20 protein-coding genes and 2 tRNA genes are annotated in these 25,602 nt (G+C 73.0%); 11 read left to right on the forward strand and 11 right to left on the reverse strand.

Annotated elements, in window-relative coordinates:
• Positions 1 to 92: 92 nt before the first annotated feature.
• The 3 genes from IE170_RS06850 to IE170_RS06860 all read right to left on the reverse strand — a co-directional run bounded on the left by IE170_RS06850 (position 93) and on the right by IE170_RS06860 (position 5,540).
• A complete protein-coding gene (locus IE170_RS06850) occupies positions 93 to 1,124 on the reverse strand; it encodes an aspartate-semialdehyde dehydrogenase (protein WP_189808378.1) in 1,032 nt (343 codons plus the stop codon).
• Positions 1,125 to 1,366: 242 nt separating this feature from the next.
• Positions 1,367 to 4,696 (reverse strand): S8 family serine peptidase, encoded by a 3,330-nt coding sequence (locus IE170_RS06855; protein WP_189808379.1) that lies wholly within the window; start codon positions 4,694 to 4,696, stop codon positions 1,367 to 1,369.
• 274 nt (positions 4,697 to 4,970) lie between these two features.
• On the reverse strand, positions 4,971 to 5,540 hold the full coding sequence (locus IE170_RS06860) for a CGNR zinc finger domain-containing protein (protein ID WP_189808380.1): 570 nt from the start codon (positions 5,538 to 5,540) through the stop codon (positions 4,971 to 4,973).
• Positions 5,541 to 5,681: 141 nt separating this feature from the next.
• Between IE170_RS06860 and IE170_RS06865 the strand changes: the two genes are divergently transcribed.
• Both IE170_RS06865 and IE170_RS06870 read left to right on the forward strand, forming a co-directional pair.
• Positions 5,682 to 6,140, forward strand: a complete 459-nt coding sequence (locus IE170_RS06865; RefSeq protein ID WP_189808381.1) for a VOC family protein — start codon at positions 5,682 to 5,684, stop codon at positions 6,138 to 6,140.
• 25 nt (positions 6,141 to 6,165) lie between these two features.
• Positions 6,166 to 7,068 (forward strand): pyridoxamine 5'-phosphate oxidase family protein, encoded by a 903-nt coding sequence (locus tag IE170_RS06870; RefSeq protein WP_189808382.1) that lies wholly within the window; start codon positions 6,166 to 6,168, stop codon positions 7,066 to 7,068.
• Here the strand turns inward: IE170_RS06870 and IE170_RS06875 are convergent.
• Together IE170_RS06875 and pepN are read right to left on the reverse strand one after the other, a co-directional pair.
• Positions 7,044 to 8,003 (reverse strand): putative endonuclease domain-containing protein, encoded by a 960-nt coding sequence (locus IE170_RS06875; protein WP_189808383.1) that lies wholly within the window; start codon positions 8,001 to 8,003, stop codon positions 7,044 to 7,046. The two genes, IE170_RS06870 and IE170_RS06875, sit on opposite strands and share 25 nt — an antisense overlap.
• Positions 8,004 to 8,182: 179 nt before the next feature.
• A complete protein-coding gene (gene pepN / locus IE170_RS06880) occupies positions 8,183 to 10,735 on the reverse strand; it encodes an aminopeptidase N (protein WP_189808384.1) in 2,553 nt (850 codons plus the stop codon).
• A gap of 125 nt (positions 10,736 to 10,860) precedes the next feature.
• Between pepN and IE170_RS06885 the strand changes: the two genes are divergently transcribed.
• The gene (locus IE170_RS06885; RefSeq protein ID WP_189808385.1) at positions 10,861 to 11,508 is read left to right on the forward strand and encodes a mycothiol-dependent nitroreductase Rv2466c family protein; all 648 of its coding nucleotides are present in this window, start codon (positions 10,861 to 10,863) and stop codon (positions 11,506 to 11,508) included.
• A gap of 125 nt (positions 11,509 to 11,633) precedes the next feature.
• Here the strand turns inward: IE170_RS06885 and IE170_RS06890 are convergent, their stop codons facing one another.
• The 3 genes from IE170_RS06890 to IE170_RS06900 form a co-directional block, all read right to left on the reverse strand.
• Positions 11,634 to 12,290, reverse strand: coding sequence for a superoxide dismutase (locus IE170_RS06890; protein ID WP_189808386.1), 657 nt, complete (start codon positions 12,288 to 12,290; stop codon positions 11,634 to 11,636).
• A 165-nt stretch (positions 12,291 to 12,455) separates the two neighbouring features.
• Positions 12,456 to 13,868 (reverse strand): amino acid permease, encoded by a 1,413-nt coding sequence (locus tag IE170_RS06895; protein WP_189808387.1) that lies wholly within the window; start codon positions 13,866 to 13,868, stop codon positions 12,456 to 12,458.
• A gap of 184 nt (positions 13,869 to 14,052) precedes the next feature.
• Positions 14,053 to 15,465 carry an amino acid permease gene (locus tag IE170_RS06900; protein ID WP_189808388.1) on the reverse strand — a complete coding sequence of 471 codons (1,413 nt, stop codon included), beginning with the start codon at positions 15,463 to 15,465 and terminating at the stop codon, positions 14,053 to 14,055.
• Between the two features lie 286 nt (positions 15,466 to 15,751).
• Here IE170_RS06900 and IE170_RS06905 point away from each other — a divergent pair, with 286 nt between their 5' ends.
• The gene (locus tag IE170_RS06905; RefSeq protein ID WP_189808389.1) at positions 15,752 to 16,333 is read left to right on the forward strand and encodes a biotin transporter BioY; all 582 of its coding nucleotides are present in this window, start codon (positions 15,752 to 15,754) and stop codon (positions 16,331 to 16,333) included.
• A 103-nt stretch (positions 16,334 to 16,436) separates the two neighbouring features.
• Here the strand turns inward: IE170_RS06905 and IE170_RS06910 are convergent, their stop codons facing one another.
• Positions 16,437 to 17,873: an amino acid permease gene (locus tag IE170_RS06910; RefSeq protein ID WP_189808390.1), complete on the reverse strand. Its 1,437-nt coding sequence runs from the start codon at positions 17,871 to 17,873 to the stop codon at positions 16,437 to 16,439.
• 217 nt (positions 17,874 to 18,090) lie between these two features.
• On the opposite strand from IE170_RS06910, the gene IE170_RS06915 reads away from it, so the two are divergent.
• Both IE170_RS06915 and IE170_RS06920 read left to right on the forward strand, forming a co-directional pair.
• On the forward strand, positions 18,091 to 18,579 hold the full coding sequence (locus IE170_RS06915) for a ribose-5-phosphate isomerase (RefSeq protein WP_189808391.1): 489 nt from the start codon (positions 18,091 to 18,093) through the stop codon (positions 18,577 to 18,579).
• An 85-nt stretch (positions 18,580 to 18,664) separates the two neighbouring features.
• Positions 18,665 to 19,471, forward strand: a complete 807-nt coding sequence (locus IE170_RS06920; protein WP_189808392.1) for an Fpg/Nei family DNA glycosylase — start codon at positions 18,665 to 18,667, stop codon at positions 19,469 to 19,471.
• Between the two features lie 37 nt (positions 19,472 to 19,508).
• On the opposite strand, the gene IE170_RS06925 is transcribed toward IE170_RS06920, so the two are convergent.
• Positions 19,509 to 20,744, reverse strand: a complete 1,236-nt coding sequence (locus IE170_RS06925; protein WP_189808393.1) for a GNAT family N-acetyltransferase — start codon at positions 20,742 to 20,744, stop codon at positions 19,509 to 19,511.
• Between the two features lie 215 nt (positions 20,745 to 20,959).
• Here IE170_RS06925 and IE170_RS06930 point away from each other — a divergent pair, with 215 nt between their 5' ends.
• The 4 genes from IE170_RS06930 to IE170_RS06945 all read left to right on the forward strand — a co-directional run bounded on the left by IE170_RS06930 (position 20,960) and on the right by IE170_RS06945 (position 25,155).
• Positions 20,960 to 22,102, forward strand: a complete 1,143-nt coding sequence (locus tag IE170_RS06930) for a PP2C family protein-serine/threonine phosphatase (RefSeq protein ID WP_189808394.1) — start codon at positions 20,960 to 20,962, stop codon at positions 22,100 to 22,102.
• A gap of 851 nt (positions 22,103 to 22,953) precedes the next feature.
• A complete protein-coding gene (locus tag IE170_RS06935) occupies positions 22,954 to 24,372 on the forward strand; it encodes a pyridoxal phosphate-dependent decarboxylase family protein (RefSeq protein ID WP_189808395.1) in 1,419 nt (472 codons plus the stop codon).
• A complete protein-coding gene (locus tag IE170_RS06940; protein ID WP_189808396.1) occupies positions 24,369 to 24,830 on the forward strand; it encodes an HD domain-containing protein in 462 nt (153 codons plus the stop codon). Before IE170_RS06935 ends, IE170_RS06940 begins: the two co-directional genes overlap by 4 nt.
• A 130-nt stretch (positions 24,831 to 24,960) precedes the next feature.
• On the forward strand, positions 24,961 to 25,155 hold the full coding sequence (locus IE170_RS06945) for a hypothetical protein (RefSeq protein ID WP_114057574.1): 195 nt from the start codon (positions 24,961 to 24,963) through the stop codon (positions 25,153 to 25,155).
• 76 nt (positions 25,156 to 25,231) lie between these two features.
• Here IE170_RS06945 and IE170_RS06950 read toward each other — a convergent pair.
• A tRNA-Gly gene (locus tag IE170_RS06950) sits at positions 25,232 to 25,302 on the reverse strand.
• A 178-nt stretch (positions 25,303 to 25,480) separates the two neighbouring features.
• Between IE170_RS06950 and IE170_RS06955 the strand changes: the two genes are divergently transcribed.
• Positions 25,481 to 25,557: transfer RNA gene (locus IE170_RS06955), tRNA-Pro, on the forward strand.
• Positions 25,558 to 25,602: the final 45 nt, after the last annotated feature.

A 25,602-nucleotide genomic window follows, 5' to 3' on the forward strand; every position in this document is an offset into this window, starting at 1 on the left:
GCAGCGGCCTCCACCTGGCGGAATCAGGGCCTCCGGCCCAGGTGCGCCTCAGGGGTGGCACCGGGCCCCGGTGCCACCCCCGCGCGCCGGAGTCAGGACCGGCCGAGCTCCTCGGCGACGAGCTCCGCGATCTGCACCGCGTTCAGCGCGGCGCCCTTGCGCAGGTTGTCGCCCGAGAGGAACAGCGCGAGGCCGTGTTCCACGGTCTCGTCGACGCGGATGCGGCCCACGTACGAGGCGTCCTTGCCGGCGGCCTGGAGCGGGGTCGGGATCTCCGACAGCTCGACGCCCGGCGCGTCCTTCAGCAGCTCGTAGGCGCGCTCCACGCTGATCGGGCGGGCGAAGCGGGCGTTGACCTGGAGGGAGTGGCCCGAGAAGACAGGGACGCGCACGCAGGTGCCCGAGACCTTCAGCTCCGGGATCTCCAGGATCTTGCGGGACTCGTGGCGGAGCTTCTGCTCCTCGTCGGTCTCGAAGGAGCCGTCGTCGACGATCGAGCCGGCCAGCGGGAGCACGTTGAAGGCGATGGGGCGCTTGTAGACGCCCGGCTCCGGGAAGTCGACGGCCCCGCCGTCGTGCGCCAGCTCGGCGGCCCGCTCGGCGACCTGCTTCACCTGGCCGTCGAGCTCGGCGACGCCGGCGAGGCCGGAGCCCGACACGGCCTGGTAGGTGGTGGCGACGAGCGCCTCCAGCCCGGCCTCGTCGTGGAGGGGGCGCAGCACCGGCATGGCGGCCATGGTGGTGCAGTTCGGGTTGGCGATGATGCCCTTGGGGCGGTTCGCGACCGCGTGCGGGTTGACCTCGGAGACGACCAGCGGCACCTCGGGGTCACGGCGCCAGGCGGAGGAGTTGTCGATCACGACGGCGCCCTGGGAGGCGACCTTCTCGGCGAGGGCCTTGGAGGTGGCGCCGCCCGCGGAGAACAGCACGATGTCCAGGCCGCTGTAGTCGGCCGCGGCGGCGTCCTCGACGGTGATCTCGCGGCCCTGCCACTCCAGGGTGGAGCCCGCGGAGCGGGCGGAGGCGAACAGGCGCAGCTCGTCGACCGGGAACTTGCGCTCGGCCAGGATGCTGAGCATGACTCCGCCGACCTGGCCGGTGGCTCCGACGATTCCAACCCTCACGGTGACTCCTTTTGGTGCGTACGACGCGGGCGCGTGGTGCCATCATGCGTTCGACCCCACGAGGCTTGTCCAATCCATTGTCCGAGGAGCGGACGATGTTCCGGGCGCGGCGGGCGTTTTTGCAGGTCGGGGCGGGCCCCGGCGTGCTGGGGGGCACGCGGAAGGGGCGGGCGCCGTCGGCACCCGCCCCTTCGTCACGCGGTCATGCGGTCATGCTGTGGTGCGGCCGAGGGGCCACCGGATCAAGAGGCGACCTTCTCGATCTGGACGCTGCCGGTGCCGGCGGCGGTGCCGCGCGCGTTCAGCAGCTTGACCTCGCCGAAGAACTGCCGGCCCTCGGGGGCCGGGCTGTTCGCCACGACGTTGGCCGAGACGTTCGCCGAGGCGCCGTTCGCGAGGTTCACCGCGGCGTTCTCGTCGACCTGGACGGAGCCCAGGGCGGAGGAGAAGTACACGTCGCGGTAGTCGTACGTGGTGGAGCCGGCCGGGACCGCGTAGCCGGTGACCACGATGGTGTAGGTGCCGGCGCCCGGGTTCACCAGGCTCACGGTCTCCTCGGAGTCGCCGTCGGCGGAGGAGCCGACCTTCACGCCGTCCTTGAAGACGTCGAGGTCGAGGTCGGCGCCGGTGTCCGAGGTCTTGCCGATGGCCACGTCGAGGCGGGAGACGCCCTCGCCGACGGTCACCGTGGTGGTCTGCTGCTCACCGCCCGCGATGGTCGGCTTGGCGACCTTCGCGGAGCCGAGCGAACCGCCCTGGAGCTTGCCGCCGGAGATGGCCGCGGCGTCGTTCCGGACCGTCCACTGGACCGGCGCCGGGGTGCCCTGCTTCACCTCGGGCAGGACCTTGACCGCCGGGTCGAAGGCCGCGCCGAGGATGCTCACGTCCAGCTTGAAGGGGTTGTCGAGCAGCGGCGACGTGCGGCGCGACTCCACCTCGATCTCCCAGACGCCCGGCTGCGGGTTCTCGTACGAGCGCAGGTCGGGGCGGCACTTGTTCGCCGGGTTGTCGTAGTTCGGGTAGCACTGCGTGGTGGCGCTGTCCTCGACGCCCAGGCCGTACGGGTGGATCGAGATGAAGCGCGTCTGGCTGCCCGCCGCGAGACCGCCGAGGGCGACCTCGAGGGACTTCGCGCCCTGCGGCACGGTGACGAAGTACGACTTGTGGCTGTTGCGCTGCACGGACGAGGTGTCCGAGAAGGTGAACGACGGCTTCGCCAGCGGGGCCGCGGCGACGACCGTGGCCAGGACCTGCTTGTCGATGCCCTCGGTGGTCTCGTCGTCCAGCTGCAGGATGCCGCTGTGCACGCCGGCCGTCGTCGCCTTCGCCTCGACCTTGATCGTGACGGGCTTGTTCAGCGGCAGGGTGACGTAGTCGTAGCCGCCGATGACCTTGAAGGTGCCGTCGTTGTTCCGCCAGCTCAGGTTGTGGCGGGTGCCGTACTTCACGCCCGTGGTGCGGGTGACGACGACGTCGTAGACCTTCTTCTGGCCGACCTTCAGGCCGCCCTCGCGGTCGTAGATGCCGGTGCCGAAGCCCGGCGTCTTCAGGAACTGGTCGATCGCGGTGTCGACCGGCGCCTTGACGGTGAAGTCGTTGGCCTTGGCGTCGCGCTGGACGGACTCCCAGGCGGCGTTCACGTCGATCAGGCCGGCGCCCTGCGCGTGCGCGGGGACGTCCTTGATCGTCTTGGCGGTGCTGGTGAGCGCGATGCGCAGGGCCGCCGGGGTCAGCTTGATGTTGTGCTGCTTGGCCGCGGAGAGCAGCAGCGCGCCCGCGCCGGCCGCCTGCGGCGACGACATCGACGTGCCCTGGAGCATGCCGTATCCGGCCGGCAGGTCGTAGCCCGCCTCCTTCACCGGCGCGCCGGGCAGCCAGGTCTGGATGGTGTTGATGGCCGCGCCGGGGGCGGTGAGGGTCGGCGTGAAGCCGCCGTCCTCACGCGGGCCGCGCGAGGAGAACGGGAACATGGCGTACTTCTTGTCGACGCCGGAGCCGTAGTTGGCCGCCCAGGTCTCCTTGGAGACCGCCGCGCCCACGGAGATGACCTTGTCGGCGAGGCCGGGGTCGCCGATGGTGTTGACGCCGGGGCCCTCGTTGCCCGCCGAGATGACGAGCTGGACGCCGTAGGTGTCGATGAGGTTCTTGTACAGCTCGGCGCGGGCGTTGTTGCCGTCGTTCAGCGCCGGCAGGCCGCCGATCGACATGTTGACGATGTCCACGCCGCGGTTGACGACGAGGTCGATCATGCCCTCGGTCAGCGCGATGTTGGTGCAGCCGCCCGACCAGGAGCAGGCGCGCGAGGAGACGAGCTTGGCGCCGGGGGCCTGGCCGTTCATCTTGCCGCCGAACAGGCCGTTCGCCGCGGTGATGCCGGCGACGTGCGAGCCGTGCTCGGACTCGATGATGCCGATGTTGACGAAGTCGGCCTTCTTGCCGACCCAGTCCCCGCCCAGCGGGTCCATCGGGACGTCCTTGCGGATCTGGATCACGAACGGGATGCGCTCGGCGACCGCGGTCGCCGGGTTGTCCGTCCCGAACCAGCCGATCTGGAAGCCGTCCTTGTACGGCTTCATCGGCTCGTTGTTCGTGAAGTCGCCGTCCTGGTCGGTGTCGACGCGGACGGTGCCGGCGGCCGGGTCGTAGAGCATGCCGAACCGGTCGGTGGTGTCGCCGTCCCGGTTGACGTCGCCCTTCATGTCGCCGTTGGCGGTGATCGACTCGCTGAAGCGGCTCCACTGGAAGGAGCCCTCCGGGGCCTTCCAGCTCTGGCCGCCCGCGGCGAAGCTGCCGCCGGAGGACGTCACCGGCGTGATCTGCGCGCGCCACGTGCCGTCGTTGTCGGTGATCGGGTCGGTCGCGGTGACCCAGTCGACGATCTTGCGCTCGCCGGTGGTGGTCTGCTGCAGGGCGGGGTGGGCGACGTCGACGCCCGAGTCCAGGATGCCGATGGTCACCCCGCGGCCGTCGGCCTGCGGGTTGTTCGCGACGAAGTCCACCGAGCCCGTCTCGAAGGACGGGTTGTACGGGTTCTTCGCCGGGGTGTTCTTGTCCGGCGCGGCGAAGCTGCCGGCAGCCGTCTTCTTGCCCGCACCGGACTCCTTGCCCGCGTCCGGGCGCGGGTCCGGCAGCCGGATCTCGTGCTTGAGGTCCATGGCGTGGACGGAGGACAGCTTGGCGGCCGCCTTCAGCGCGGCCTCGGCCTTGCCGGTGGGCAGGGTGGCGCGCACGTAGCCGAGCTTGTCGTTGGCCTGGCCGACCGAGGCGCCCTTGACGGCCGCGATCTGGTCGGTGACCTGCTTGGTCTGGCCGGGGGCGGTGGCCACCATGACCGTGACGGTCGCCTCGCCCTTGGCCTTGGCCTCCTGCAGCAGTTCGGCGTCGGCCGAACCGAGCTTCTGGTCGGCGGACTTGACGGCCGGCCCGGTGCCCGCCGCACCGGTGCCGGGGGCCGGCGCCGCGAAGGCGGGCATGGCGCCCGCGCCCGCGAGAGCGGCCACCAGACCGGCCGCGGCCGCGACGCGCGCGACGCGCCGGGCCCCGGATATCGAACTGGGGGATTCGAAGGTCATCAGCATCCCTGGATAAGTGAAAGATACGGTCCGGATTTCGGTGCCGGATGACCGGTCAGCTTTGCCTAACTGCCCGCTGTTTGGGGAGGCCTGTCATTTACCGAGACCTGACATGGCGCACTCTCGCCAGCTCGGACTTCCCGCCATCGGGGCCGTACCGGGGCATACTCCGGCGAACCGCGGATTCCAGGGAGTGGATTTGTCGACTTCCCGACCTTCGCGGGGTCGGCGGGCCGCGGTCAGCGCCCGCCCGGGTGTGACAACTTCCGGCGTTTCAGCGCTCGCGCGTGCGCGCGTAGTGACGCGAGGCCTTGGCGCGGTTGCCGCAGGCGGCCATCGAGCACCAGCGGCGGGTGCCGCCCCGCGAAGTGTCGTGGAAGTGCAGCACGCAGCTCTCCGAGGCGCACTTGCGGATCCGCTCCGGACCGGAGCGCAGCAGCTCCAGGTAGCCGTACGCCGCCGTCCACGCCGGCCCCCACGACCGGTCGTCGAACTCGGGCCGCTCGCCCGGGCCTTCCCCGTCCAGGGTCGGCCGGATGCGCCCGTGCTCCAGCACGGCGTCGACCAGGGCGCGCGCACCGGCGTCCGCAGGGTCGGCCACGGCGCGGGCGATGGCCTCGCGCGCGGTCAGCAGGTGGACGAGGGTCGACGGGTCGGCGCGGAAGCGGTCGGCCAGGCCGGCGGCGCGCAGCCAGACGGCCAGCCCCTCCATGCGGGTCAGTCCGGCCGCGCCGGCGAACAGGTCGGCGGGCGCGCCGTCCTGCACCCAGCGCGTGTTCAGCAGGTCCAGGGCGATCGGCTCGCCGGTCAGGGGGCGCGGGTCCGCCGCCTCCGCTGTGGCCATCTCGCCGCTCCTCCTCGCATGCCGGTCGACCCCTTCAGCCTACGCGGCCGGTTGACGCCTCCGTCTCTAACCTTTAACTTCAATTTAGACGGTTAGAACGTCGGCGGGGGGTCCGCCGGCCCTGTCGAAGGGGGAACAGCCGTGACGGCTGCCATCAGCACGCTCCGCACCGGCCACATCGGCCTGAACGTCACCGACCTCGACCGCTCGCTCGCCTTCTACCGCGACGCACTCGGCTTCGAGCCGCTCGGCGAGGGCAAGGAAGACGGCCGCCGCTTCGCCTTCCTCGGGCGCGACGGCGAACTCGCCCTCACCCTCTGGCAGCAGGCGGAAGGCGGATACGCCCCCGCCGCGGCCGGGCTGCACCACCTCGCCTTCACCGCCTCCGGGATCGACGAGGTGCGCGCCCACGAGGCCCGGCTGCGCGAGCTCGGCACCCCCTTCGTCCACGACGGGGTCGTCGCCCACGGCGAGGGCGCCGCCTCCGGCGGGATCTTCTTCCTCGACCCGGACGGCACCCGCCTCGAAATCTCCGTGCCCACCGGCGCCCACGGTGCCCCCGCACCCACCCCCGGCGCCCCGACCTGCGGGTTCTTCTAACCCGCCCGCCCGACAGGAGACGGTCATGGAGCGGTACCACCGCGGCTCGATCGCGGTACAGGAGCGGGTCGGCGTCCGCGCGGCCGCCGAGCACGTGGGCCGCTCCATCGGCCCCGGCATCAAGGACGTCGCCGCGGCATTCCTCGCCCGCCAGCCCCACCTCGTCGTCGGCGCCGCCGACGCGGCGGGCCGGATGTGGGCCTCACTGCTCACCGGCCGGCCCGGCTTCGTCCGGGCCGCCGGACCCGCCCGCATGGAGGTCGCCGGCGGGGTGCCGGAGGGCGATCCGCTCGCCGCGGTACTCGCCGCCGGCGGCATCCCGGTCGGCACGATCGCGCTCGACCCGCGCACCCGGCGCCGGATGCGGCTGAACGGCACCGCGCGGGCCGTCCCCGGCGGATTCGCCGTCGAGGCCGAGCGGGTCTTCTCCAACTGCCCCAAGTACCTGCAGAAACGACAGCCGCTGCGGACCGTCCCGGACGGGCCCGGCGTGCTGCGCCGCGCGCACGCCCTCGACGCCCGCCAGGAACGGGCCGTCCGCGGCGCCGACACCTTCTTCGCGGCCACCGTCCACGCGGAGGGCGCCGACGCCAGCCACCGCGGAGGCATGCCCGGCTTCGTCGAGGTGCTGTCGCCGAGCGAGCTGCGCTGGCCGGACTACCCGGGGAACTCCATGTTCCTCACCCTGGGGAACCTGGCCGCCGACCCGCGGGCCGGGCTGCTCTTCCCGCACTGGGAGAGCGGCGCACTGCTCCAGCTCAGCGGACGGGCGCGAACCGTGTACGAGCCCGACGGCGGCCGCAGCGTCCTGTTCCGCATCGAGGAGGCGGTGGAGAGCCTGCACCCGGGGCGGCTGCTGTGGAGCGCCCCGGAGTTCTCGCCGGCGAACCCGGCGCCGCCGCCTCACCGCGGCAGGACGACCAGGTAGGCGGCGGGCTCCCGCCCTGCGGCCGCGGTCAGTGCGGTCCGTACGACCGCCGCCTGCTGCTCGGGCCAGTCGCGCAGCTTGCGCGGCGTGATGTGCAGGACCGTCACGCCGAGCCGCTCCAGCGCGTCGCGCTTGCGGACCGCCTCCGAGAAGTCCTCGTCCTCGCCCTGCCGGGGCGCCCGCGTGTCGATCTCCACGGCGACCGCCTGCTCCGGCCAGTACGCGTCGACGCCGCCCAGGTGCGGGCCGCCGGGCAGGCGCAGGTCCACGTTCCACAGCGGCTCCGGCAGGCCGAATGCGCCCACCAGCCGGTAGAGCCGGTCCTCGGCGATGGCCCGGCCCTCCGCGAGCAGCGACTCCACCGCGTCCACCACGTGCGGCCGGTTCAGCAGCCGGGCCACCGTCAGCTCCCGCACGACGGCGGCAGGCTCGCAGTGCCCGGCGCGGACGGCCTCGCTCAGGATCCGGCGGACCGTGCCCGCGTCCGACAGTCCGGCCACCGCGTCGGCGACCGCCCGGGCGACGGGCGCCACCGGCAGCCCGGTCACCTCCAGCGGGCGCGGCGGGGTGTGCGTGCGGACGACGCGCACGCTGCCGACGGAGCGCAGCCGGCGGGTGTGCGGCACCAGCACGTCGATCCGCGGCAGGGAGAGCAGGGCGGGGGCCGAGGTGAACCGGTACAGGGCCAGCGCCGCCAGCCCGGTGATCATCGCCTCGCCGCCGCGCCGGCCCGCGTACAGCAGGGCGGCGTGCAGCCGCTCCTCGCTCGTCGCGACGCCGGGGTGCAGCAGGAACACCCCCGGCAGGAGCTCCTGCCAGGACCGGGCCGCGGCCTCCGCGGCGCTGACGCCGTGCTCGCGCAGCTGCGCGAGGGTCAGGACGCGGGGGCGGCTGTCGGTGAGGCGGGCGAGGGGGAGGGGTGCGTTGTGGTTCATGCCGCGGAGATTCCCGCCTCGGGCGGGCCCCCTAACCGCTGTTACCGTCCCGTCGACAAATCCGGACAAGACAGCACTAAAGTACGGCCGTTCGATGGCCGATAGCCCGCACCCGCGGGCCCGGGCCCGCCCGGCCCGGGCCCGGAGGCGGCGCCCCCGGACCCGGACCGCGGCGTCCGCTACCCTGCGGCGGCGTCGCAGGCCTGCGCGCGCAGCGCCCGGGCCAGGTCGTCACGGGACTCCAGCACCAGCCGCCGCAGCGCCGGAGCGGCGTCCTGGTGCGCGGACAGCCAGGCGTCCGTGGCCTCCAGCGTCGCCGCGTCGTCCTGGAGCGCGGGGTACATGCCCCGGACGACGTGCATGCCGATCTGGATCGAGCGCTCGGCCCAGATCCGCTCGATCACCTCGAAGTAGCGGTCGGCGTACGCGGCCAGCAGGGCCCGCTGCGAGGGCTGCTGCATCCCGTCGATGGTCGCCTCCACGAGCGCGTTCGACAGGGCGTCCGACTCGACGACCGCCGCCCACGCCTGGTCCTTGACCGCCGCCGACGGGCGCGCCGCGAGGCAGCGCACCTGGTGGCGCTTGCCCGACGCCGTGTCGTCCCGCGCCAGCTCGGCGTTGACCGCGGCCTCGTCCACCGCGCCGTGCGCGGCGAGCGGCAGCAGGAAGTCCCAGCGCAGCTCCTGGTCCACCTCCAGCCCGTCGATGCGCGCGGTCCCGTCCAGCAGGCCCAGCAGCAGCTGGAAGTCGCCCTCGGTCGCCGCGGCGGCCGCGAAGAACCGGGCCCACGTCAGCTGGTGCTCCGAGCCGGGCCCGGCCAGCCGCAGCTCCCGCAGCGCCGCGGCCGCCAGCTCCCGGCCGCCCTGCTCGCGCCAGGCGGGAGCCGCGTAGTGGGTGAGCGCGGTCAGCGCCTGGGAGTGGACCATCTGGACGACGCCGACGTCGCCTTCCCGGCCCGCGTGCGCCGTCACCAGCGCGATGAATTCACGGGCGGGCATCAGCCCGTCCCGGGTCAGGTTCCAGGCCGCGGACCAGCACAGCGCCCGCGCGAGCGGGTCCGTGATGTCGCCGAGCCGGTTCCGCAGCGTCGTCAGGGAGCGCTCGTCGAAGCGGACCTTGCAGTAGGTCAGGTCGTCGTCGTTGACGAGGACGAGGTCGGGCCGCTCCTGCCCGGCCAGCTCCGGCACGGCCGTCCGGGCGCCCGCGACGTCCGCCTCGGCCTGCGCGTAGCGGACGAGCGAGCCGGCCTCCAGCCGGTACAGGCCCACCGCGACCCGGTGCGGGCGCAGCTCGCCGCCCTCCTGGACGACGGCCAGTTCGGCGAGGCGGCCGTCCTCCCCGAGGACCGGCTCCGGCGTCAGCACGTTCACACCGGCCGTCTGCAGCCAGGCCCGGGACCACTCGGCCATGTCGCGCCCGGACACCTCGCCGAGCACCGACAGCAGGTCGGCCAGGGTGGTGTTGCCGTAGGCGTTGGCCTTGAAGTAGCGGCGGGCGCCCTCCAGGAACGCCTCCCGGCCCACGTACGCCACGAGTTGCTTCAGGACGGCCGCGCCCTTGGCGTACGTGATCCCGTCGAAGTTGAGCTTGGCGTCCTCCAGGTCGCGGATGTCCGCCGTGATCGGGTGCGTGGACGGCAGCTGGTCGGCTCGGTAGGCCCACGCCTTGCGGCTGTTGGCGAAGGTCACCCACGCCTGGTCGAAGCGGGTCGCCTCCACCTGCGAGAAGGTGCCCATGAAGTCCGCGAAGGACTCCTTCAGCCACAGGTCGTCCCACCACTTCATGGTGACGAGGTCGCCGAACCACATGTGGGCCATCTCGTGCAGCACCGTGTTGCAGCGGCGCTCGTACGCCGCGCGGGTGACCTTTCCGCGGAAGACGTACTCCTCCCGGAAGGTGACCATGCCCGGGTTCTCCATCGCGCCGAGGTTGTACTCGGGGACGAAGGCCTGGTCGTACTTCCCGAAGGGGTACGGGTAGTCGAAGTGCTCGTGGAAGAAGTCGAACCCCTGCTTGGTCACGCGGAAGACCTCCTCCGCGTCGAAGTGCTTGGCGAGCCCCTTGCGGCACATCGCACCCAGCGGGATCTCCAGGTCCCCGCGGGTGTAGGTGTCCGTCACGTAGTGGTAGGGGCCGGCGACGACGCAGGTGATGTACGTCGGGATCGGCTTGGTCTCGGCGAACCGGCGGGTCGCGCCATCGCGGGAGACCTCCGCGCCGTTGCTCCACACGTGCCAGCCCTCGGGCGCGGTCACCTCGAAGCGGTACGGCGCCTTCAGGTCGGGCTGCTCGAAGTTGGCGTACACCCGCCGGGCGTCCGCCGGCTCGTACTGGGTGTAGAGGTAGACCTCGCCGTCCTCCGGGTCGACGAAGCGGTGCATGCCCTCGCCCGTCCGGCTGTACGCGCAGTTCGCGTCGACGACGAGGACGTTCTCGGACTCCAGTCCCTCGAGCGCGATCCGGGCGCCGTCGAAGACGGCCGCCGGGTCCAGCGGGCGCCCGTTCAGGGTGACGGAGTTCACCGACGGCGCGACCAGGTCCGCGAAGGACGAGGACCCGGGAACGGCGGCGCGGAAGCGGATCGTCGACACCGAGCGGAAGGTCCGCGGCCCCTCGGCCGGTTCGGCGGCGTCCACGGCGGACCGGAGGTCGAGGGCGACCTCGTAGCCGTCGACGGACAGCAGCTCCGCCCGCTCGCGGGCTTCCTCGCGGGACAGATTCTCTCCTGGCACGTGCACTCCTTCGTGCGGGCTCGCGATACCTGATCGAATCCTCCCACGCGGGAATGCGCACGGCCGCAGCCCGGTTGGCCAGGAGGAACATGACCAGAGAACCGTTATCCGCCCCAAGGAGAGACATGGCCGACACCCAGGTGCGCGAGAAGACCCCGGTCGACTTCTGGTTCGACCCGCTCTGCCCCTGGGCCTGGATGACCTCCCGCTGGATGCTGGAGGTCGAGAAGGTCCGCGACGTCGAGGTCCGCTGGCACGTGATGAGCCTCGCCGTCCTGAACGAGCACCGCCTCGACGAACTGCCCGAGCGCTACCGGGAAATCGTCGGCCCCAAGGGCTGGGCGCCGGTGCGCGTCGTCATCGCCGCCCAGCAGAAGCACGGCGACGAGGTCACCGGCAAGCTCTACACCGCGCTCGGCACCCGGATCCACAACCAGGACCTCGGCGCGACCCGCGAGGTCATCGCCGCCGCGCTGGACGAGGTCGGCCTGCCCGCCGAGCTGATCCGCTTCGCCGACTCCGACGAGTACGACGAGGTGCTGCGCGAATCCCACAACAACGGCATCGAGCGCGTCGGCCAGGAGGTCGGCACCCCGGTGATCTCCGTGCCCGGGGCCGACGGCGCGGACGTCGCCTTCTTCGGCCCGGTCGTCACCCCCACCCCGCGCGGCGAGGCCGCCGCCAGGCTCTGGGACGGCACCCTGCTCGTCGCCTCCACCCCGGGCTTCTACGAGATCAAGCGCACCCGCACCGAGGGCCCGCGCTTCGACTGACGCGCCCCCGGCACCGCGTACGGCAGACCCCCGTGAGTCACGTCCTCACGGGGGTCTGCCGCTGGAAACGCCCGGTCGCGAAGGTTGAGAAGACGATCACGAGGCGGGCGGCCCTGTGGCCGCGATCAGCCCTTGACGGGGATCAGCAGCGGGGTGTTGGCCTTGGCGTCGGCGTAGCGCCGGGCGACGTCCTGCCAGTTGACGACGTTCCACATCGCCTCGATGAAGTCCACCTTCTGGTTCTTGTACTGCAGGTAGAAGGCGTGCTCCCAGGCGTCGAAGACCAGGATCGGCACGGAGCCCTGGCCGACGTTGCCCTGGTGGTCGTAGACCTGCTCGACGATCAGCCGGCCGCTGACGGGCTCGTAGGCGAGGACGCCCCAGCCGGAGCCCTGCGTCGCGGAGGACGCGAAGGTCAGCTGCTTCTTGAACCGGGCGAAGGAGCCGAAGGACTCGGTGATGGCGTCCGCCAGGTCGCCCAGGCCGTCGGCCGCGGTGGGCTCGCCGCCGCCCTCACCGGTCTTCGGGCTGGCCATGTTGTGCCAGTAGATGCTGTGGAGGATGTGGCCGGAGAGGTGGAACGCGAGGTTCTTCTCCAGGCCGTTCAGCGCGCCCCAGTTCTCCTTGTCGCGTGCCTCCTCCAGCTGCTCCAGCGTGTCGTTGGCCCCCTTGACGTACGCCGCGTGGTGCTTGTCGTGGTGCAGCTCGATGATCTGCGGGTTGATCACCGGCTCGAGAGCCGAGTACTCGTACGGAAGCTCGGGAAGCGTGTAGATGGCCATGCGTGTGATCCGGTCCCCTCAGCGTGCCAACTGCTATTGCAATCAATGCGCAACTGCACGCTAGCAGTATCTATTCCCGCTCACACGTAAGGGTTGCCTGGGTGAAAGCGCAGGCGGGCCCCGTGCGCATGCACGGGGCCCGCCTGAAGGGGGTGGGAGGGGGCGTCAGCCGCGGGAGGCGCGCCGACGCTGCATCAGGAAGCCGGTGGCTGCGAGGAAGACGGCCAGCCCGCCGGTGAAGGCGACCTGCACCCGCGTGTCGGGGTTCCAGGCCATCAGCGCCAGCACCCCCGCCACGCCCGCGAGCGCCGCCCACGTCAGATACGGGAAGCACCACATCCGCACGGTGAGCCGCGCCGGATCCTCGCGCTCCGTCCGGCGGCGCAGCACCAGCTGCGAGACGGCGGTGAAGCCCCAGACGACGAGGATGACCCCGCCGACCATGTTCAGCAGCCAGGCGAACAGGGTGTCCGGGTACCAGTACGAGAGCAGCACCGTGACGAAGCCGAAGCCGCAGGAGGCGAGCACCGCGCGCCGCGGCACCCGTCCGCTGACCCTGCCGAGGGCGCGGGGCCCCTGGCCGCGGGAGACGAGGGAGTGCGCCATCCGGGAGGAGCCGTAGATGTTCGCGTTCATCGCGGACAGCAGCGCGACGAGGACGACCGCGTTCATGACCTCGCCGGCGGCGGGGATGCCCAGGTGGTCGAGGGTGGCGGCGTACGGGCCCTGCTCGGTCACCTTCGGGTCGTTCCACGGCAGCAGCGTGACCACCACCAGCATCGAGCCGACGTAGACGACCGCGATCCGCCACATGGTGGTCCGCACCGCCTTCGCCACGCCGCGCACCGGGTCGTCGGACTCGGCGGCCGCGATGGTGACCGTCTCCAGGCCGCCGTAGGCGACGACCGAGGCCAGCACGCCGACGAGCAGGCCGTCGACGCCGCCCGGCAGGAACCCGCCCTCGGGCAGCAGGTTCGCGGTGCCGGGGGAGGTGGTGCCCGGCAGCAGGCCGAGGACCGCGAGCACGCCCAGGCCCAGGAACAGGGCGATCGCGCCGATCTTCAGGGCGGCGAACCAGAACTCGAACTCGCCGAAGCTGGAGACGGCGGCCAGGTTGGCGCCGCAGAAGAGGGCCATGAAGGCCAGCACCCACGCCCAGGACGGGGTGCCGGGGAACCAGCCGGTCATGATGTGCGCCGCGCCGATCGCCTCGATGGCCACGCCGACGCACAGCAGCGTCCAGAACATCCAGCCGGCCGTGAACCCGGCCCACGGGCCGATCGCCCGCTCCGCGTGCACCGAGAAGGAGCCGGAGGCGGGGTTCGCCGCGGACATCTCGCCCAGCATCCGCATCACGAGCATCACGAGGAGCCCGGACAGGGCGTACGCCACCACGATCGCCGGGCCGGCCGCCGCGACGCCGGCTCCGGAGCCGACGAAGAGGCCGGCGCCGATGACGCCGCCGAGGGCGATCATCGACAGGTGGCGCTGCCTGAGGCCGTTGCCGAGGGGGGTGTCCGCGGGCGGGTGCTGCCCGGCGGACGGCGGTGCGGGAGGTGCGGTGGTGCGCTGACTCATGCCGGCCAGTCTGCCGACCGTCCGATAGTCGGACGTTTTGCGTCCGTTATTCGGACGGGCGGCTCACGGGTTGTGATCATCCGGTCGCGGCCCTTCCGTCCCGCCGACGGCAGCGGGCCCGGGACGTGAAGTCCCGGGCCCGCGAGGTCCGCGCCGGCTCACCGCCGCAGGCGCGCTCCCGCCGTCAGCCGGCCGCGTCCCCGGCGCGCCGCGCGCGCAGTTCCCGCACCCAGGCCACGACCAGCACCGCGGCCGCCGCACCGGAGGACCACAGCAGCTGCGGCCGGGCGCTGTCGTCGAAGAGCATCAGCACCAGCACCGCCGCCATCCCCAGCAGCGCCGCCCACGTCAGGTACGGGAAGCACCACATCGGCAGCGTCAGCCGCTCCGGCATGTCCCGCTCCAGCTCCCGGCGCAGCCGCAGCTGTGACACCGCGATCAGCGCCCACACGAACAGCAGCACCGCACCGACCGCGTTCAGCATGTACAGGAACACCGTGTCCGGCCACAGCAGGTTCAGCACCACCGAGGCGAAACCGAAGGACACCGAGGCGAAGACGGCCCGGCGCGGCACCCCGCCCGGCGACACCTTCAGCAGCGCCGCCGGCGCCTCGCCCCGCTCTGCCAGCGAGAACACCATGCGGGAGGACCCGTAAAGGTTGGCGTTCAGGGCCGACAGCAGCGCCACGAAGACCACGATGTTCATGATCTGGCCCGCGGCGGGGATGCCGATGGAGTCCAGCACCGCCACGTACGGGCTCTGGCCCGGCGTCAGCGAGTCCCACGGCAGCAGCGTCACCACGACCAGCATCGAGCCGACGTAGAAGAAGAGGATGCGCCACACCGCGCTGCGCACCGCGCGGGCCACCGAGCGGGCCGGGTCGTCGGACTCGGCGGCCGCGATGGTGACGACCTCCAGGCCGCCGAACGCGAAGATGACGGCCAGCATGCCCGCGACCACGCCGCCGGCCCCCTGCGGGAAGAACCCGCCCTGGCCCGTCAGGTTCGCCAGGCCCACCGGGTCGGTGTCCGGCAGCAGGCCGAAGATCGCGAGGGTGCCCAGGACGAGGAACAGGACGATCGCGCCGACCTTCAGGGCCGCGAACCAGAACTCGAACTCTCCGAAGTTCTTCACCGCGGCGAGGTTGGCCACGGTGAAGACCACCATGAAGACGAGCACCCACACCCACTGGTCCACCGCCGGCACCCAGCCGTTGGCGATCTTCGCGGCGCCGGTCGCCTCCACGGCCAGCACCACGACCAGCAGGAACCAGTACAGCCAGCCGGCCGAGAAGCCCGCCCAGCGGCCCAGCGCCCGCTCCGCGTACACGGAGAACGAACCGGAGGCGGGCAGCGCCGCGGACATCTCGCCGAGCGCGCGCATCACCAGCATGGCCAGCGCGCCCGCGAGCAGGTACGAGCAGATGATCGCCGGGCCCGCGACGGCGATGCCGGCGCCGGAGCCGACGAACAGGCCCGCCCCGATCACCCCGCCGAGGCCCAGCATGGTCAGGTGGCGCTGCTTGAGACTGTGGCTCAGGGGTTCCGCGGGCAGCTCGCCCGCGCGTGGAGGAGTGTCGGGCAGACGGTCGCGCATGAGGGGAGGCTCGTACTCTCGGCTCGGCAGCGGCGGTTGGGCCCCGCACGGGTGATTGGCGGGACCCTACAGTCTCGCCGTTCGGCGCCCATCCGCGCAAAACGGATGTGTGGAGTGAACTGACCCGTGATGAGCATCACGGTGCCCCGGGTGTGAACCGGGGACTTTGTGCGATCCCGACCAAACGGGGGAGTGGGGCTTTGTTCCGGGCAGCGGTGGGGTCCCGCGGGGGCGCGCATTAGCGTCGGTGATCGTCCCGTCACCCCCAGCACCGCGGAGCCTCCCGATGAGCACTGCATCCGTTTCCGTCCGCCCCGGCACCGTCCTCGCCGACCTGCTGCCCGCGAGCCGCGTCCGCGACATCGCGCTCGTCGTCGGCGGGGCCGCCCTGACCGGGCTGGCCGCGCAGATCGCCGTGCCCGTCCCCGGTTCCCCGGTCCCGGTCACCGGCCAGACGTTCGCGGCGCTGCTCGTCGGCACCGCCCTCGGCGCCCGCCTCGGCTTCCTCTCCCTCGCCGTGTACGCGCTGGCCGGGGCCGCCGGCGTGCCGTGGTTCGCGAACGGCACCTCCGGCGCGTTCGGCGCCTCCTTCGGCTACGTCCTCGGCATGCTGCTCGCCGCCACCGTCGTCGGCGCCCTGGCCCGCCGCGGCGCCGACCGCTCCGTGCTGCGCACGGCCGGTGCGATGGCGCTCGGCTCGGCCCTGATCTACGCGGTGGGTGTCCCGTACCTGGCGCTGTCGACCGGCATGTCCTTCGGCGCGGCCGTCGCGGCGGGCCTGACCCCGTTCCTGATCGGCGACGCCCTGAAGGCGGTGCTGGCGATGGGCCTGCTGCCGGCCGCCTGGAAGCTGGCCGGCCGCTCCTGATTCCAGGAGCCGCCGGCAGCGGCCCGGCAAACGGGGCAGCCCCGGACCAGCGCGGTGCGCGGTCCGGGGCTGCTGCCGTCCGGGGCCCCGGCGGGGCCGGGCGTCAGCCCTGCACGGAGGCCTTGCGGCGGCGGACGTCGCGCACCACGCCGATCGCGATGACGACCGCGGCGACGAGCACCGACAGCGACACGACCTCGCGGTTGCCGTCGTCGTAGAACATGTAGCCCAGGACGAAGACGATCATCGCGGCGGTGGCGTACGTCAGATACGGGAAGAGCCACATCTTCACCGTCAGCTTCTCCGGGGCCTCGGCCACGAGGATCTTGCGCATGCGCAGCTGGGTCAGGCAGATGACCAGCCACACGAACAGCGCGATCGCACCGGAGGAGTTCAGCAGGAAGCTGAAGACGGTGTCCGGGTTCGTGTAGTTGAACACGACGGCGACGAAGCCGAAGACCGTGGAGCCCAGGATGGCGGCGGTGGGCACGCCCTTCGCGTTGACCTTGGCGAAGGACTTCGGGGCCTCGCCGCGCTCGCCGAGGGAGAACGCCATGCGGGAGGCGGTGTACAGGCCCGAGTTCAGGCAGGACAGCACGGCCGTCAGCACGATGAAGTTCATGATCTGGCCGGCGGCCGGGATGCCGATGGAGTCCAGGGCGGCGACGTAGGAGCCCTTCTCCACGATCGACTTGTCGTTCCACGGCAGCAGAGTGAGGACGACGAAGATCGAGCCGAGGTAGAAGACGGCGATGCGCCAGATGACCGAGTTGGTGGCCTTGGTGACGGCGCGGCGCGGGTCCTCGGACTCGCCGGCGGCCAGCGTGACGATCTCGCTGCCCATGAAGGAGAAGACGACCATCAGCACACCGGTCAGGATCGAGCCCCAGCCGTTCGGCATGAAGCCGCCGGTGTCCGTGAGGTGGGCGAAGCCGGCGCCCGGGTTGTCCGAGCCCGGCAGCAGGCCGAAGACGGCGAGCATGCCGATGACGACGAACGCGCCGATCGCGACGACCTTGATGCCGGCGAACCAGAACTCGAACTCGCCGTACGAGGCGACGGAGCCGAGGTTGGTGGCGGTCAGGACGGCCATCACGATCAGGGCCCAGGCCCACTGCGGGACGGCGGGGATCCAGCTCTCCAGGATGACGGCGCCGGCGGTCGCCTCGACGGCGAGGACGACGACCCAGAAGAACCAGTAGAGCCAGCCGATGGAGAAGCCGGCCCAGCGGCCCAGCGCCCGGTCGGCGTAGGCGGAGAAGGAGCCGGAGTTCGGGCTGGCCGCGGCCATCTCGCCGAGCATCCGCATCACGAAGACGACCATCGCGCCGACGAGCGCGTAGGAGATCAGGATGGCGGGGCCGGCCTTGGCTATGCCGCCGGCGGAGCCGACGAAGAGCCCTGCGCCGATGACGCCGCCGATGGCGATCATGGAAAGGTGGCGGTTCTTGAGACCGGCCTTGAGACCGTCGTTGGGCGTGGCGTCACCGGAGTTGCCGGAGGGGTCGCCTGCCTTCCGAAGGGTCGTCGTGGTGCTCATGGACGAATCCTTAGGTTCTCGGGTTGCGAGTTCTGGCATTCAAGCCCGAGAAGGCCCCGGCCGGAAGGGCCGCATCCGGATCGTTGCACGGGGCGAAGGTCCGGGACCTTGGTCCCACCGTGTCTCATCTGCGTTCTTTGGGTTTACTTGAGCTTTAGAAGTGACTTACGCGACACCCGGTACGGGTCTCGCGGACCGCTCGTGACACACTCGTCCCATGCGCGTGTACCTCGGATCCGACCATGCCGGCTTTGAGCTGAAGAACCACCTGGTGGACTGGCTCAAGGACAACGGCCACGAGCCCGTCGACTGCGGGCCCCACATCTACGACGCCGTGGACGACTACCCGCCGTTCTGCCTCCGCGCCGCGGAGAAGACCGCCGCCGACGAGGGCAGCCTCGGCATCGTGATCGGCGGCTCCGGCAACGGCGAGCAGATCGCCGCCAACAAGGTCAAGGGCGTCCGTGCCGTCCTCGCCTGGAGCGTGGAGACCGCGAAGCTCGGCCGCGAGCACAACAACGCCAACGTCATCTCCGTCGGCGGCCGCATGCACACCCAGCACGAGGCCACCTCCTTCATCGAGGCCTTCCTGGCGACCCCGTACTCCGGCGAGGAGCGCCACACCCGCCGCATCGACATGCTCTCCGCGTACGAGCGCACCGGCGAGCTCCCGCCCATCCCGGCCCACCACCCGCAGGACCAGTAGCAGCCGCCGTGCCGCCGGATCCGCGGGGTCCGGCGGCACTGCCGTTCCCGCGGCGGGCGCGGCGGCAGACCCGAGGAGAGCAGCAGTGCCCGAGGGGCATACGATCCACCGCCTCGCCCAGGACCACACCGAGCGGTTCGCAGGCCGGCCCGTCCGCGTGAGCAGCCCGCAGGGCCGGTTCGCCGAGAGCGCCGCCCTGCTCGACGGCCGCCGGCTGGAGAGCGCCGAGGCGCACGGCAAGCACCTCTTCCTGGAGCTCGGCGACGCCTGGATCCACATCCACCTCGGCCTCTTCGGCAAGCTCGGCTTCGGACCCGCCCCCGCACCGCCCGCCGCCGACACCGTCCGGCTCCGGCTCGCGAACGACGAGCACGTCGCCGACCTGCGCGGCCCGACGGCCTGCGCCCTCATCGGCGACGCCGAGAAGCAGGCGGTGCACGACCGGCTCGGCCCCGACCCGCTGCGTGCCGACGACGACCCCGACCGCGCGTGGAAGCGGATAACGCGCTCCCGCACCACGATCGCGGCCCTCCTGATGGACCAGAAGGTCGTCGCCGGCATCGGCAACGTCTACCGCGCCGAGGTGCTCTTCCGGCACGGCGTGGACCCGTACCGGCTCGGCAGGGACGTCCGCCGCGCCGAATGGGACGCCATGTGGGCCGACCTGGCGGTGCTCATGCGCGAGGGCGTCCGGAACAACCGGATCGACACCGTCCGCGAGGAGCACACGCCCGAGGCGATGGGCCGCCCGCCGCGCGTCGACGACCACGGCGGCGAGGTGTACGTCTACCGCCGCGCGAACATGCCCTGCCACGTCTGCGGCAGCGCCATCCGCACCGCCGGCCTCGCCGCGCGCAACCTCTTCTGGTGCCCGGGCTGCCAGACCCGCTGAGGGCGGGCGGCCTCGGCCGGGGCCCCGCCGGGCCCGGTCAGAAGCCGTGCGGCAGCCAGGGCGCCACGTCGCCGGCGAACGCCCGCGAGGCCGCCGCGAGCGTCCCCGGGCGCAGCTCGCGCACCCGCCCCGCCTCCGCCAGCGCGGTCAGCGCCACCCCGCCCAGGTACGCCGCCGCCAGCTCCCGCACCGACAGCTCCAGGTCCGCCGGGTCCTCCGTGCGCTCGCACCGGACCGGGCCGCGCCCGTCGGCGGTCAGCCGCCACCGGCCCGCGTTCCACGGGCAGAACGCGTCCTCCACCTCCAGCACCACGTCCAGCGGAGCCCCGTACGCCCGCGCCGCGAGCGCCCGCGGCAGGTCCACCAGCCGCAGGTACAGGGAGTCCCGCACGGACGGCAGGGCCCGCCGCGGGTCGCTGACCAGGTGCAGGAGCGGATCGTCCACCGGCCGCTTGCGGGCCCGCACCACCGACGTCAGGTCGATCCCGAACAGGTAGCGCCACAGTGCGGCCGTCGCCGCCGGATCCAGCGCGTCCAGGTCCTGCACCTCGACCTCGCCGCACGGCCCGGCCGCGTCCCACTCCGTCTTGACCCGGTAGCGGGCGTATCCCGCGACCGAGCCGTCCTCCCGCTCCGCCACCACGCACATCAGAGGGGACGCCCCGCCGCGGGAGTCCGGCGGGTCCAGCAGCGCCTGCCGCTCCCAGCCCGGCTGCCGGGCAGGCATTCCGGGCCGCCGCGCGACGAGCTGCGCGTACACCCGCTCGCAGTCGTCGAGCGCCTTCTCCGGATCGGCCAAACGCAGCCGCACCCCGTCCGTCCCCGGCGGAACCGACAGCGTCACCCGGGACGTGTCGACGGCCACCCGCAGCTCGTACGCGGCGGCGGCGTAGCCGAAGCGCCCGTAGATCGCCGGCTCCGAAGCCGTCAGCACCGCGACCGGCTCGCCGCCCGCGCGGACGTCGTCGAGCTGCCGGCGCATCAGCGAGGTCAGGACGCCGCGGCGGCGGTGCGTCGGCGCGACGCCCACCATCGTGACGCCCGCCGCCGGCACCAGCCCCCCGCCCGGCACCGACAGCCGGAACGTGAACGCGCCCGCCGAGCCCACGCACACCTGCCCGTCCCAGACGCCGAGCGACCGCTCGACCTCCGTCAGGGCCCGGTACAGCTCCCGCTCCTGCCGGGACTCCGCCACCCCGCCGAAGGCCAGTTCGAGGTGGCCGTACCAGACATCCCACTCATCCGACCGCAAGATGCGCATCTCAAGAGTCATGTGCTCATCCTTACCAGTGGCGTCCATCACGGGCTAAGGCTTTTCCACCGGCCCGCGGGCCCGCCCGCTCCGCCGCCCCGGTCCGCCCCGACTCCCGCCGGGACAGCGGCCGTCGGCGTCCTCCGGGCCCGCCCGGCGCCGCCGCGGAGCGGAGCGGACCGGTCCGGGGGTCCCCCTGCGCGCACACAGCCGCGATGGATAGGGTCCCGAGGGACATGGCCGGAGCACGTGTGGAGACGCTCAGGGCCCGGACGCGCAAGGCGTGGCACCGGGCCCGCACAGCCCTGCGCAAATCCGCCGTCGACTACTTCCGCGGCGACGCCTCCGACTGGCTCGCCTTCGCCGGGCTGTTCGCCACCGTCCCCGCCATCGCCTGCGGCACCCTCGTGCTCCCGGTGTGGTTCTCGCCCGCCGCGCTCGTCCTGCCCATCGTCGCGGGCGGCCTGCTGCTGCGCCCCGCGAGCCTCCTCGCCCTGTACGCCGCCTCCGCGGCCGCCCTCATCGTCGAATCCCTCGTCCTCGGCCCCTACACCCAGGGCCCCGCCCGGGTCACCCCCGGCACGGTCCTCGTCGTGGCCGCCTGCGGATTCTTCGGCCTCGTCATCGCCCAGTTCCGCAGCCGCGTCGGCGTCCCCTGGAGACGCGGCGGCACCATGCTCTTCGACCTCCGCGAACGCATCCGCGTCCAGAGCAAGCTCCCCGCCCTGCCCCGCGGCTGGCACCAGGAGATGGCCCTCCGCCCGGCCGGCGGCCAGTCCTTCTCCGGCGACTTCGTCGTCGCCGCCCGCACCAACGGCGGCCGCACCCTCGAAGTCGTCCTCACCGACGTCTCCGGCAAGGGCATGGAAGCCGGCTCCCGCGCCCTGCTCCTCTCCGGCGCCTTCGGCGGCCTCCTCGGCGCCCTCCCCCCGCACGGCTTCCTGCCCGCCGCCAACGGCTACCTGCTGCGCCAGGACTGGGACGAGGGCTTCGCCACCTCCGTCCACCTCGTCCTCGACCTCGAAACCGGCGACTACGAACTCCTGTCCGCCGGCCACCTGCCCGCCCTCCAGCTCTGCGCCGGAACCGGCCGCTGGCAGGAGAAGGCCGGCGAAGGACCGCTCCTCGGCGTCTACGACGGCGCCGAGTTCGAACCGGCCCGCGGCCGGCTGCGCCCCGGCGACGTCCTGATGCTCTTCACGGACGGACTCGTCGAGACCGCCGACCGCGACATCGGCGAGGGCATCGACCGCCTCACCGGCGAGGCCGACCGGTACGTCGCCGCCGGCTGGCAGGGCGCCGCCTGGCACCTCATCGAGAAGGTCGCCAAGGACGTCAACGACGACCGCGCCCTCCTCCTCATCCGCCGCTCGCCCTGACCCCCGTACGCGGGAACCTTCACCGCCGGCCCGCCGGCCCGCCGGCCCGCCGGCCGCGGGGTGCGGGCGGGGGAGCGGTGCCCGGGCACAGCCGGGCCGGGCCGCCCTCAACCGCAGTCCTCTGCAAGGCCGTTGCCCGGCCGGCCGGCGCCCGCGCCCCCGGGGAGGCCCCGCCGCGGAAGCACACGGCCGGCGGTCCCGGCACTCTCCGCCTCGCAGGCCGCTGTCGTGTCGCTCCGCCGGCGCGGCACCGTCCTCCGCTCCGTCCTGCCTGCGGCGACCTCGCTCGCCCTGCACGAGGCGGTGCGCCGGCCCGACGGCTGCCGGCTCCCGCTCACGGCCGCCGTCGCCACCGGCATCCCGGCGGGGGCGACGGCACGGACCGGCCACCCGGCGCCGACTGGCCCTCCAGCAGCCCCATGGGCATCCCGGCGGGGGTGACGGCACGGACCGGCCACCCGGCGCCGACTGGCCCTCCAGCAGCCCCATGGGCATCCCGGCGGGGGTGACGGCACGGACCGGCCACCTGGCACCGATTGGCCCTCCAGCAGCCCCATGGGCATCCCGGCGGGGGTGACGGCGCGGACCGGCCACCCGGCGCCGATTGGGCCGCCCGCCGCCCCATGGGCATCCCGGCGGGGGTGACGGCGCGGACCGGCCACCCGGCGCCGATTGGGCCGCCCGCCGCCCCATCGGCATCCCGGCGGGGGCGACGGCGCGGACCGGCCACCCGGCGCCGATTGGCCCGCCCGCCACCCCATCGGCATCCCGGCGGGGGTGACGGCACGGACCGGCCACCCGGCGCCGATTGGCCCGCCCGCCGCCCGCCCCCGGGCCCTACGGTGCCGCCCATGGACCACACCCTCGCCGCCGACCTCGGGCGGCTGCCCGAGCTGCTCGAAGCCGTGCGCCGCGCCGCCGCCGACGCGCTCGACGGGCTCGACGCCCGGCCCGTCGTACCGCCGCCCCCGGCGCAGCCCCCGCGGCCCGAGCCGCTCCCCGAACACGGCGCCGGGGCCGAAGCCGCCCTGACCGCCTTCCGCCGGCGGTGGGAGCCGCGCCTGTCGGCGTCGGCCGGCCCCCGCTACCTCGGCTTCGTCACCGGCGGCGCCACCCCCGCCGCCCTCGCCGGCGACTGGCTGACCGCCGTCCACGACCAGAACTCCAACTCCGCCCTCGACGGGGGCGGCCAGGACCTGGAGCGCGAGACCACCGGCTGGCTCCGCGACCTGTTCGGACTCGGCCCCGCCCATTCCGGGACCTTCGTCAGCGGCGCCACCATGTCCAACACCACCGGCCTCGCCATCGCCCGCGAATGGCTCGGCGAACGCCTCGGCGTGGCCCCCGCCGAGGACGGGGCCGCCGCCCTCGGACCCGTACGCGTCCTCTCCGGCGCCCCGCACTCCTCCATCGCCAAGGCCCTTTCCCTCCTCGGCCTCGGCCGCAGCGCCCTCGTCCCCGTCCCCACCCTCCCCGGCCGGGAGGCCGTCGACCCCGCCGCCCTCGACCGCGCCCTCGCCGACACCCCCGGCCCGGCCGTGGTCGTCGCCAACGCCGGCACCGTCAACACCGTCGACTTCGACGACCTCCGCGCCGTCGCCGCCCTGAAGGAACGCCACGACTTCTGGCTGCACACCGACGCCGCGTTCGGCGCGTTCGCCGCCCTGTCCCCGCACCACGCCCACCTCGTCGACGGCCTCGACGCCTCGGACTCCGTCTGCGTCGACCTGCACAAATGGCTGAACGTCCCCTACGACAGCGCCGTCCAGTTCACGCGCCGGCCCGACCTCCAGACCCGCGTCTTCCGCAACGCCGCCGCCTACCTCGGCCCGCTCGGCGCCGACCCCGACCTCGTCCACCTCACCCCGGAGAACTCCCACCGGCTGCGCGCCCTCGCCGCCTGGTTCACGCTGCGCGCGTACGGCCGCGCCGGCCACCGCGAGATCGTCGAGCGGGACGTCGCCTGCGCCCGGGCCCTCGGCGCCGAGCTGGAGCGCGACCCCGCCTTCCGGCTGCTCGCCCCCGTCCGGCTCAACGTCGTCCTCTTCACCCTCGCCGGCGAGCCCGACCCGGACCGGCTCGCCGCCCGCCTGACCGCCGTGCGCGAGGCCGCGGCGGGCGAGGTGTTCACGACCCCGACCGTCCACGCGGGAACCCCCGCCCTGCGCGCCGCGTTCTCCAACTGGCGCACCACGCAGGCGGACGTGCACCGGGCCGCCGAAGCCCTCCGCGGCGCGGCAGCGCAGACGGCAGTGAAGGGGACCGCATGACGACGCAGCAGCAGCCGCTCACCCTGGCGGAGGTCGAAGCCCTGGCGCGCACCGCGCACGAGGGGCAGACCGACAAGGCGGGCCGCCCGTACGCCGAACACCTGGCGGCCGTGGCGGAAGGCGTCCGCACCCGCGGCGGCAGCCCCGAGCAGCAGGCGGCGGCCTGGCTGCACGACGCCGTCGAGGACGACGCGCTCAGCCGGGAGTGGCTCGATGCCGCCGCCCTCCCGCAGGCGGTGAAGGACATGGTCCTGGCCGTCACCAAGCGCCCCGGCGAGCCGCTGGAGGAGTACACGGCCCGCATCCTCGCCACCCCCGGCGCCGTCCTGGTGAAGGAGGCCGACCTCGCGCACAACGCGGACCCGGCGCGGCTGTCCGTACTGGACGCGCCCACCCGGGAGCGGCTGACCGCGAAGTACGCCCGCGTCCGCTCCCTGCTCGGCCTGGCCACGCCCTGACCCCCTCCGGGCGCCGATTCGTCAGGGGGCGGATAGGTGGGCCCCGTTGGTGGGAGGATGGACCACAGGGGGGCGTGCGCCGACCGTGCGCTCCCGGCCGGACCGGGGACGATCGAAGGTGTGATCAGTAGTGGCCATTTCGCTGTCGGTGGTGGTTCTGTTGGCGATCATCATGGTGGTGCTGATCCGCGGCAACCACCTGAAGGCGGGCCCCGCGATCGTCGCGGTCCTCTTCGGCTTCTTCCTCGCGTCCAGCTCGATCGCCCCGGACGTCAACCGCTTCCTGAACTCCCTCGCGGACACGATCGCCGGCATCAAGCTCTGACCCCGCGCCCCGCCCCCGGAAAACGCATCAGGGCCGGGCGGAGGAAACCTCCTCCGACCGGCCCTGACCAGGTGAGAGCGGGTGACGGGAATCGAACCCGCGTAGCTAGTTTGGAAGACTAGTGCTCTACCATTGAGCTACACCCGCAACACGATCGCCGCAGGTCCGGGGACCGCGGCACGGACAGCATCCTAGCGGGTCGGGCGGGGCGCGTGCACACCGCATTCGCGCGGCCGCGGGCGGGCCGGGGCCGGGTGGCCGGAATCTTCCGTGAAACGCGGCGTGTCGGAGGGTCTCCGGCCATGTACCCTACGTGTCGCACCGACGGGGTGTGGCGCAGCTTGGTAGCGCGTCCGCTTTGGGAGCGGAAGGTCGTCGGTTCGAATCCGGCCACCCCGACCAGCACCACCATCCGGCACCGTCCTCGCAGTGATCGCGTTGTGGGCT

The organism is Streptomyces toxytricini, assembly GCF_014649915.1.
In the GTDB taxonomy this organism is placed as follows: Bacteria; Actinomycetota; Actinomycetes; order Streptomycetales; family Streptomycetaceae; genus Streptomyces; species Streptomyces toxytricini.

What these genes read in the sequence shown, in the direction of transcription:
- IE170_RS06855 (WP_189808379.1), bottom strand. Translation starts at nt 4,696, where the DNA reads ATGACCTTCGAATCCCCCAGTTCGATATCCGGGGCCCGGCGCGTCGCG.
- IE170_RS06860 (WP_189808380.1), bottom strand. Translation starts at nt 5,540, where the DNA reads ATGGCCACAGCGGAGGCGGCGGACCCGCGCCCCCTGACCGGCGAGCCG.
- IE170_RS06870 (WP_189808382.1), top strand. Translation starts at nt 6,166, where the DNA reads ATGGAGCGGTACCACCGCGGCTCGATCGCGGTACAGGAGCGGGTCGGC.
- IE170_RS06875 (WP_189808383.1), bottom strand. Translation starts at nt 8,003, where the DNA reads ATGAACCACAACGCACCCCTCCCCCTCGCCCGCCTCACCGACAGCCGC.
- IE170_RS06885 (WP_189808385.1), top strand. Translation starts at nt 10,861, where the DNA reads ATGGCCGACACCCAGGTGCGCGAGAAGACCCCGGTCGACTTCTGGTTC.
- IE170_RS06890 (WP_189808386.1), bottom strand. Translation starts at nt 12,290, where the DNA reads ATGGCCATCTACACGCTTCCCGAGCTTCCGTACGAGTACTCGGCTCTC.
- IE170_RS06895 (WP_189808387.1), bottom strand. Translation starts at nt 13,868, where the DNA reads ATGAGTCAGCGCACCACCGCACCTCCCGCACCGCCGTCCGCCGGGCAG.
- IE170_RS06900 (WP_189808388.1), bottom strand. Translation starts at nt 15,465, where the DNA reads ATGCGCGACCGTCTGCCCGACACTCCTCCACGCGCGGGCGAGCTGCCC.
- IE170_RS06905 (WP_189808389.1), top strand. Translation starts at nt 15,752, where the DNA reads ATGAGCACTGCATCCGTTTCCGTCCGCCCCGGCACCGTCCTCGCCGAC.
- IE170_RS06910 (WP_189808390.1), bottom strand. Translation starts at nt 17,873, where the DNA reads ATGAGCACCACGACGACCCTTCGGAAGGCAGGCGACCCCTCCGGCAAC.
- IE170_RS06915 (WP_189808391.1), top strand. Translation starts at nt 18,091, where the DNA reads ATGCGCGTGTACCTCGGATCCGACCATGCCGGCTTTGAGCTGAAGAAC.
- IE170_RS06925 (WP_189808393.1), bottom strand. Translation starts at nt 20,744, where the DNA reads ATGACTCTTGAGATGCGCATCTTGCGGTCGGATGAGTGGGATGTCTGG.
- IE170_RS06930 (WP_189808394.1), top strand. Translation starts at nt 20,960, where the DNA reads ATGGCCGGAGCACGTGTGGAGACGCTCAGGGCCCGGACGCGCAAGGCG.
- IE170_RS06935 (WP_189808395.1), top strand. Translation starts at nt 22,954, where the DNA reads ATGGACCACACCCTCGCCGCCGACCTCGGGCGGCTGCCCGAGCTGCTC.
- IE170_RS06940 (WP_189808396.1), top strand. Translation starts at nt 24,369, where the DNA reads ATGACGACGCAGCAGCAGCCGCTCACCCTGGCGGAGGTCGAAGCCCTG.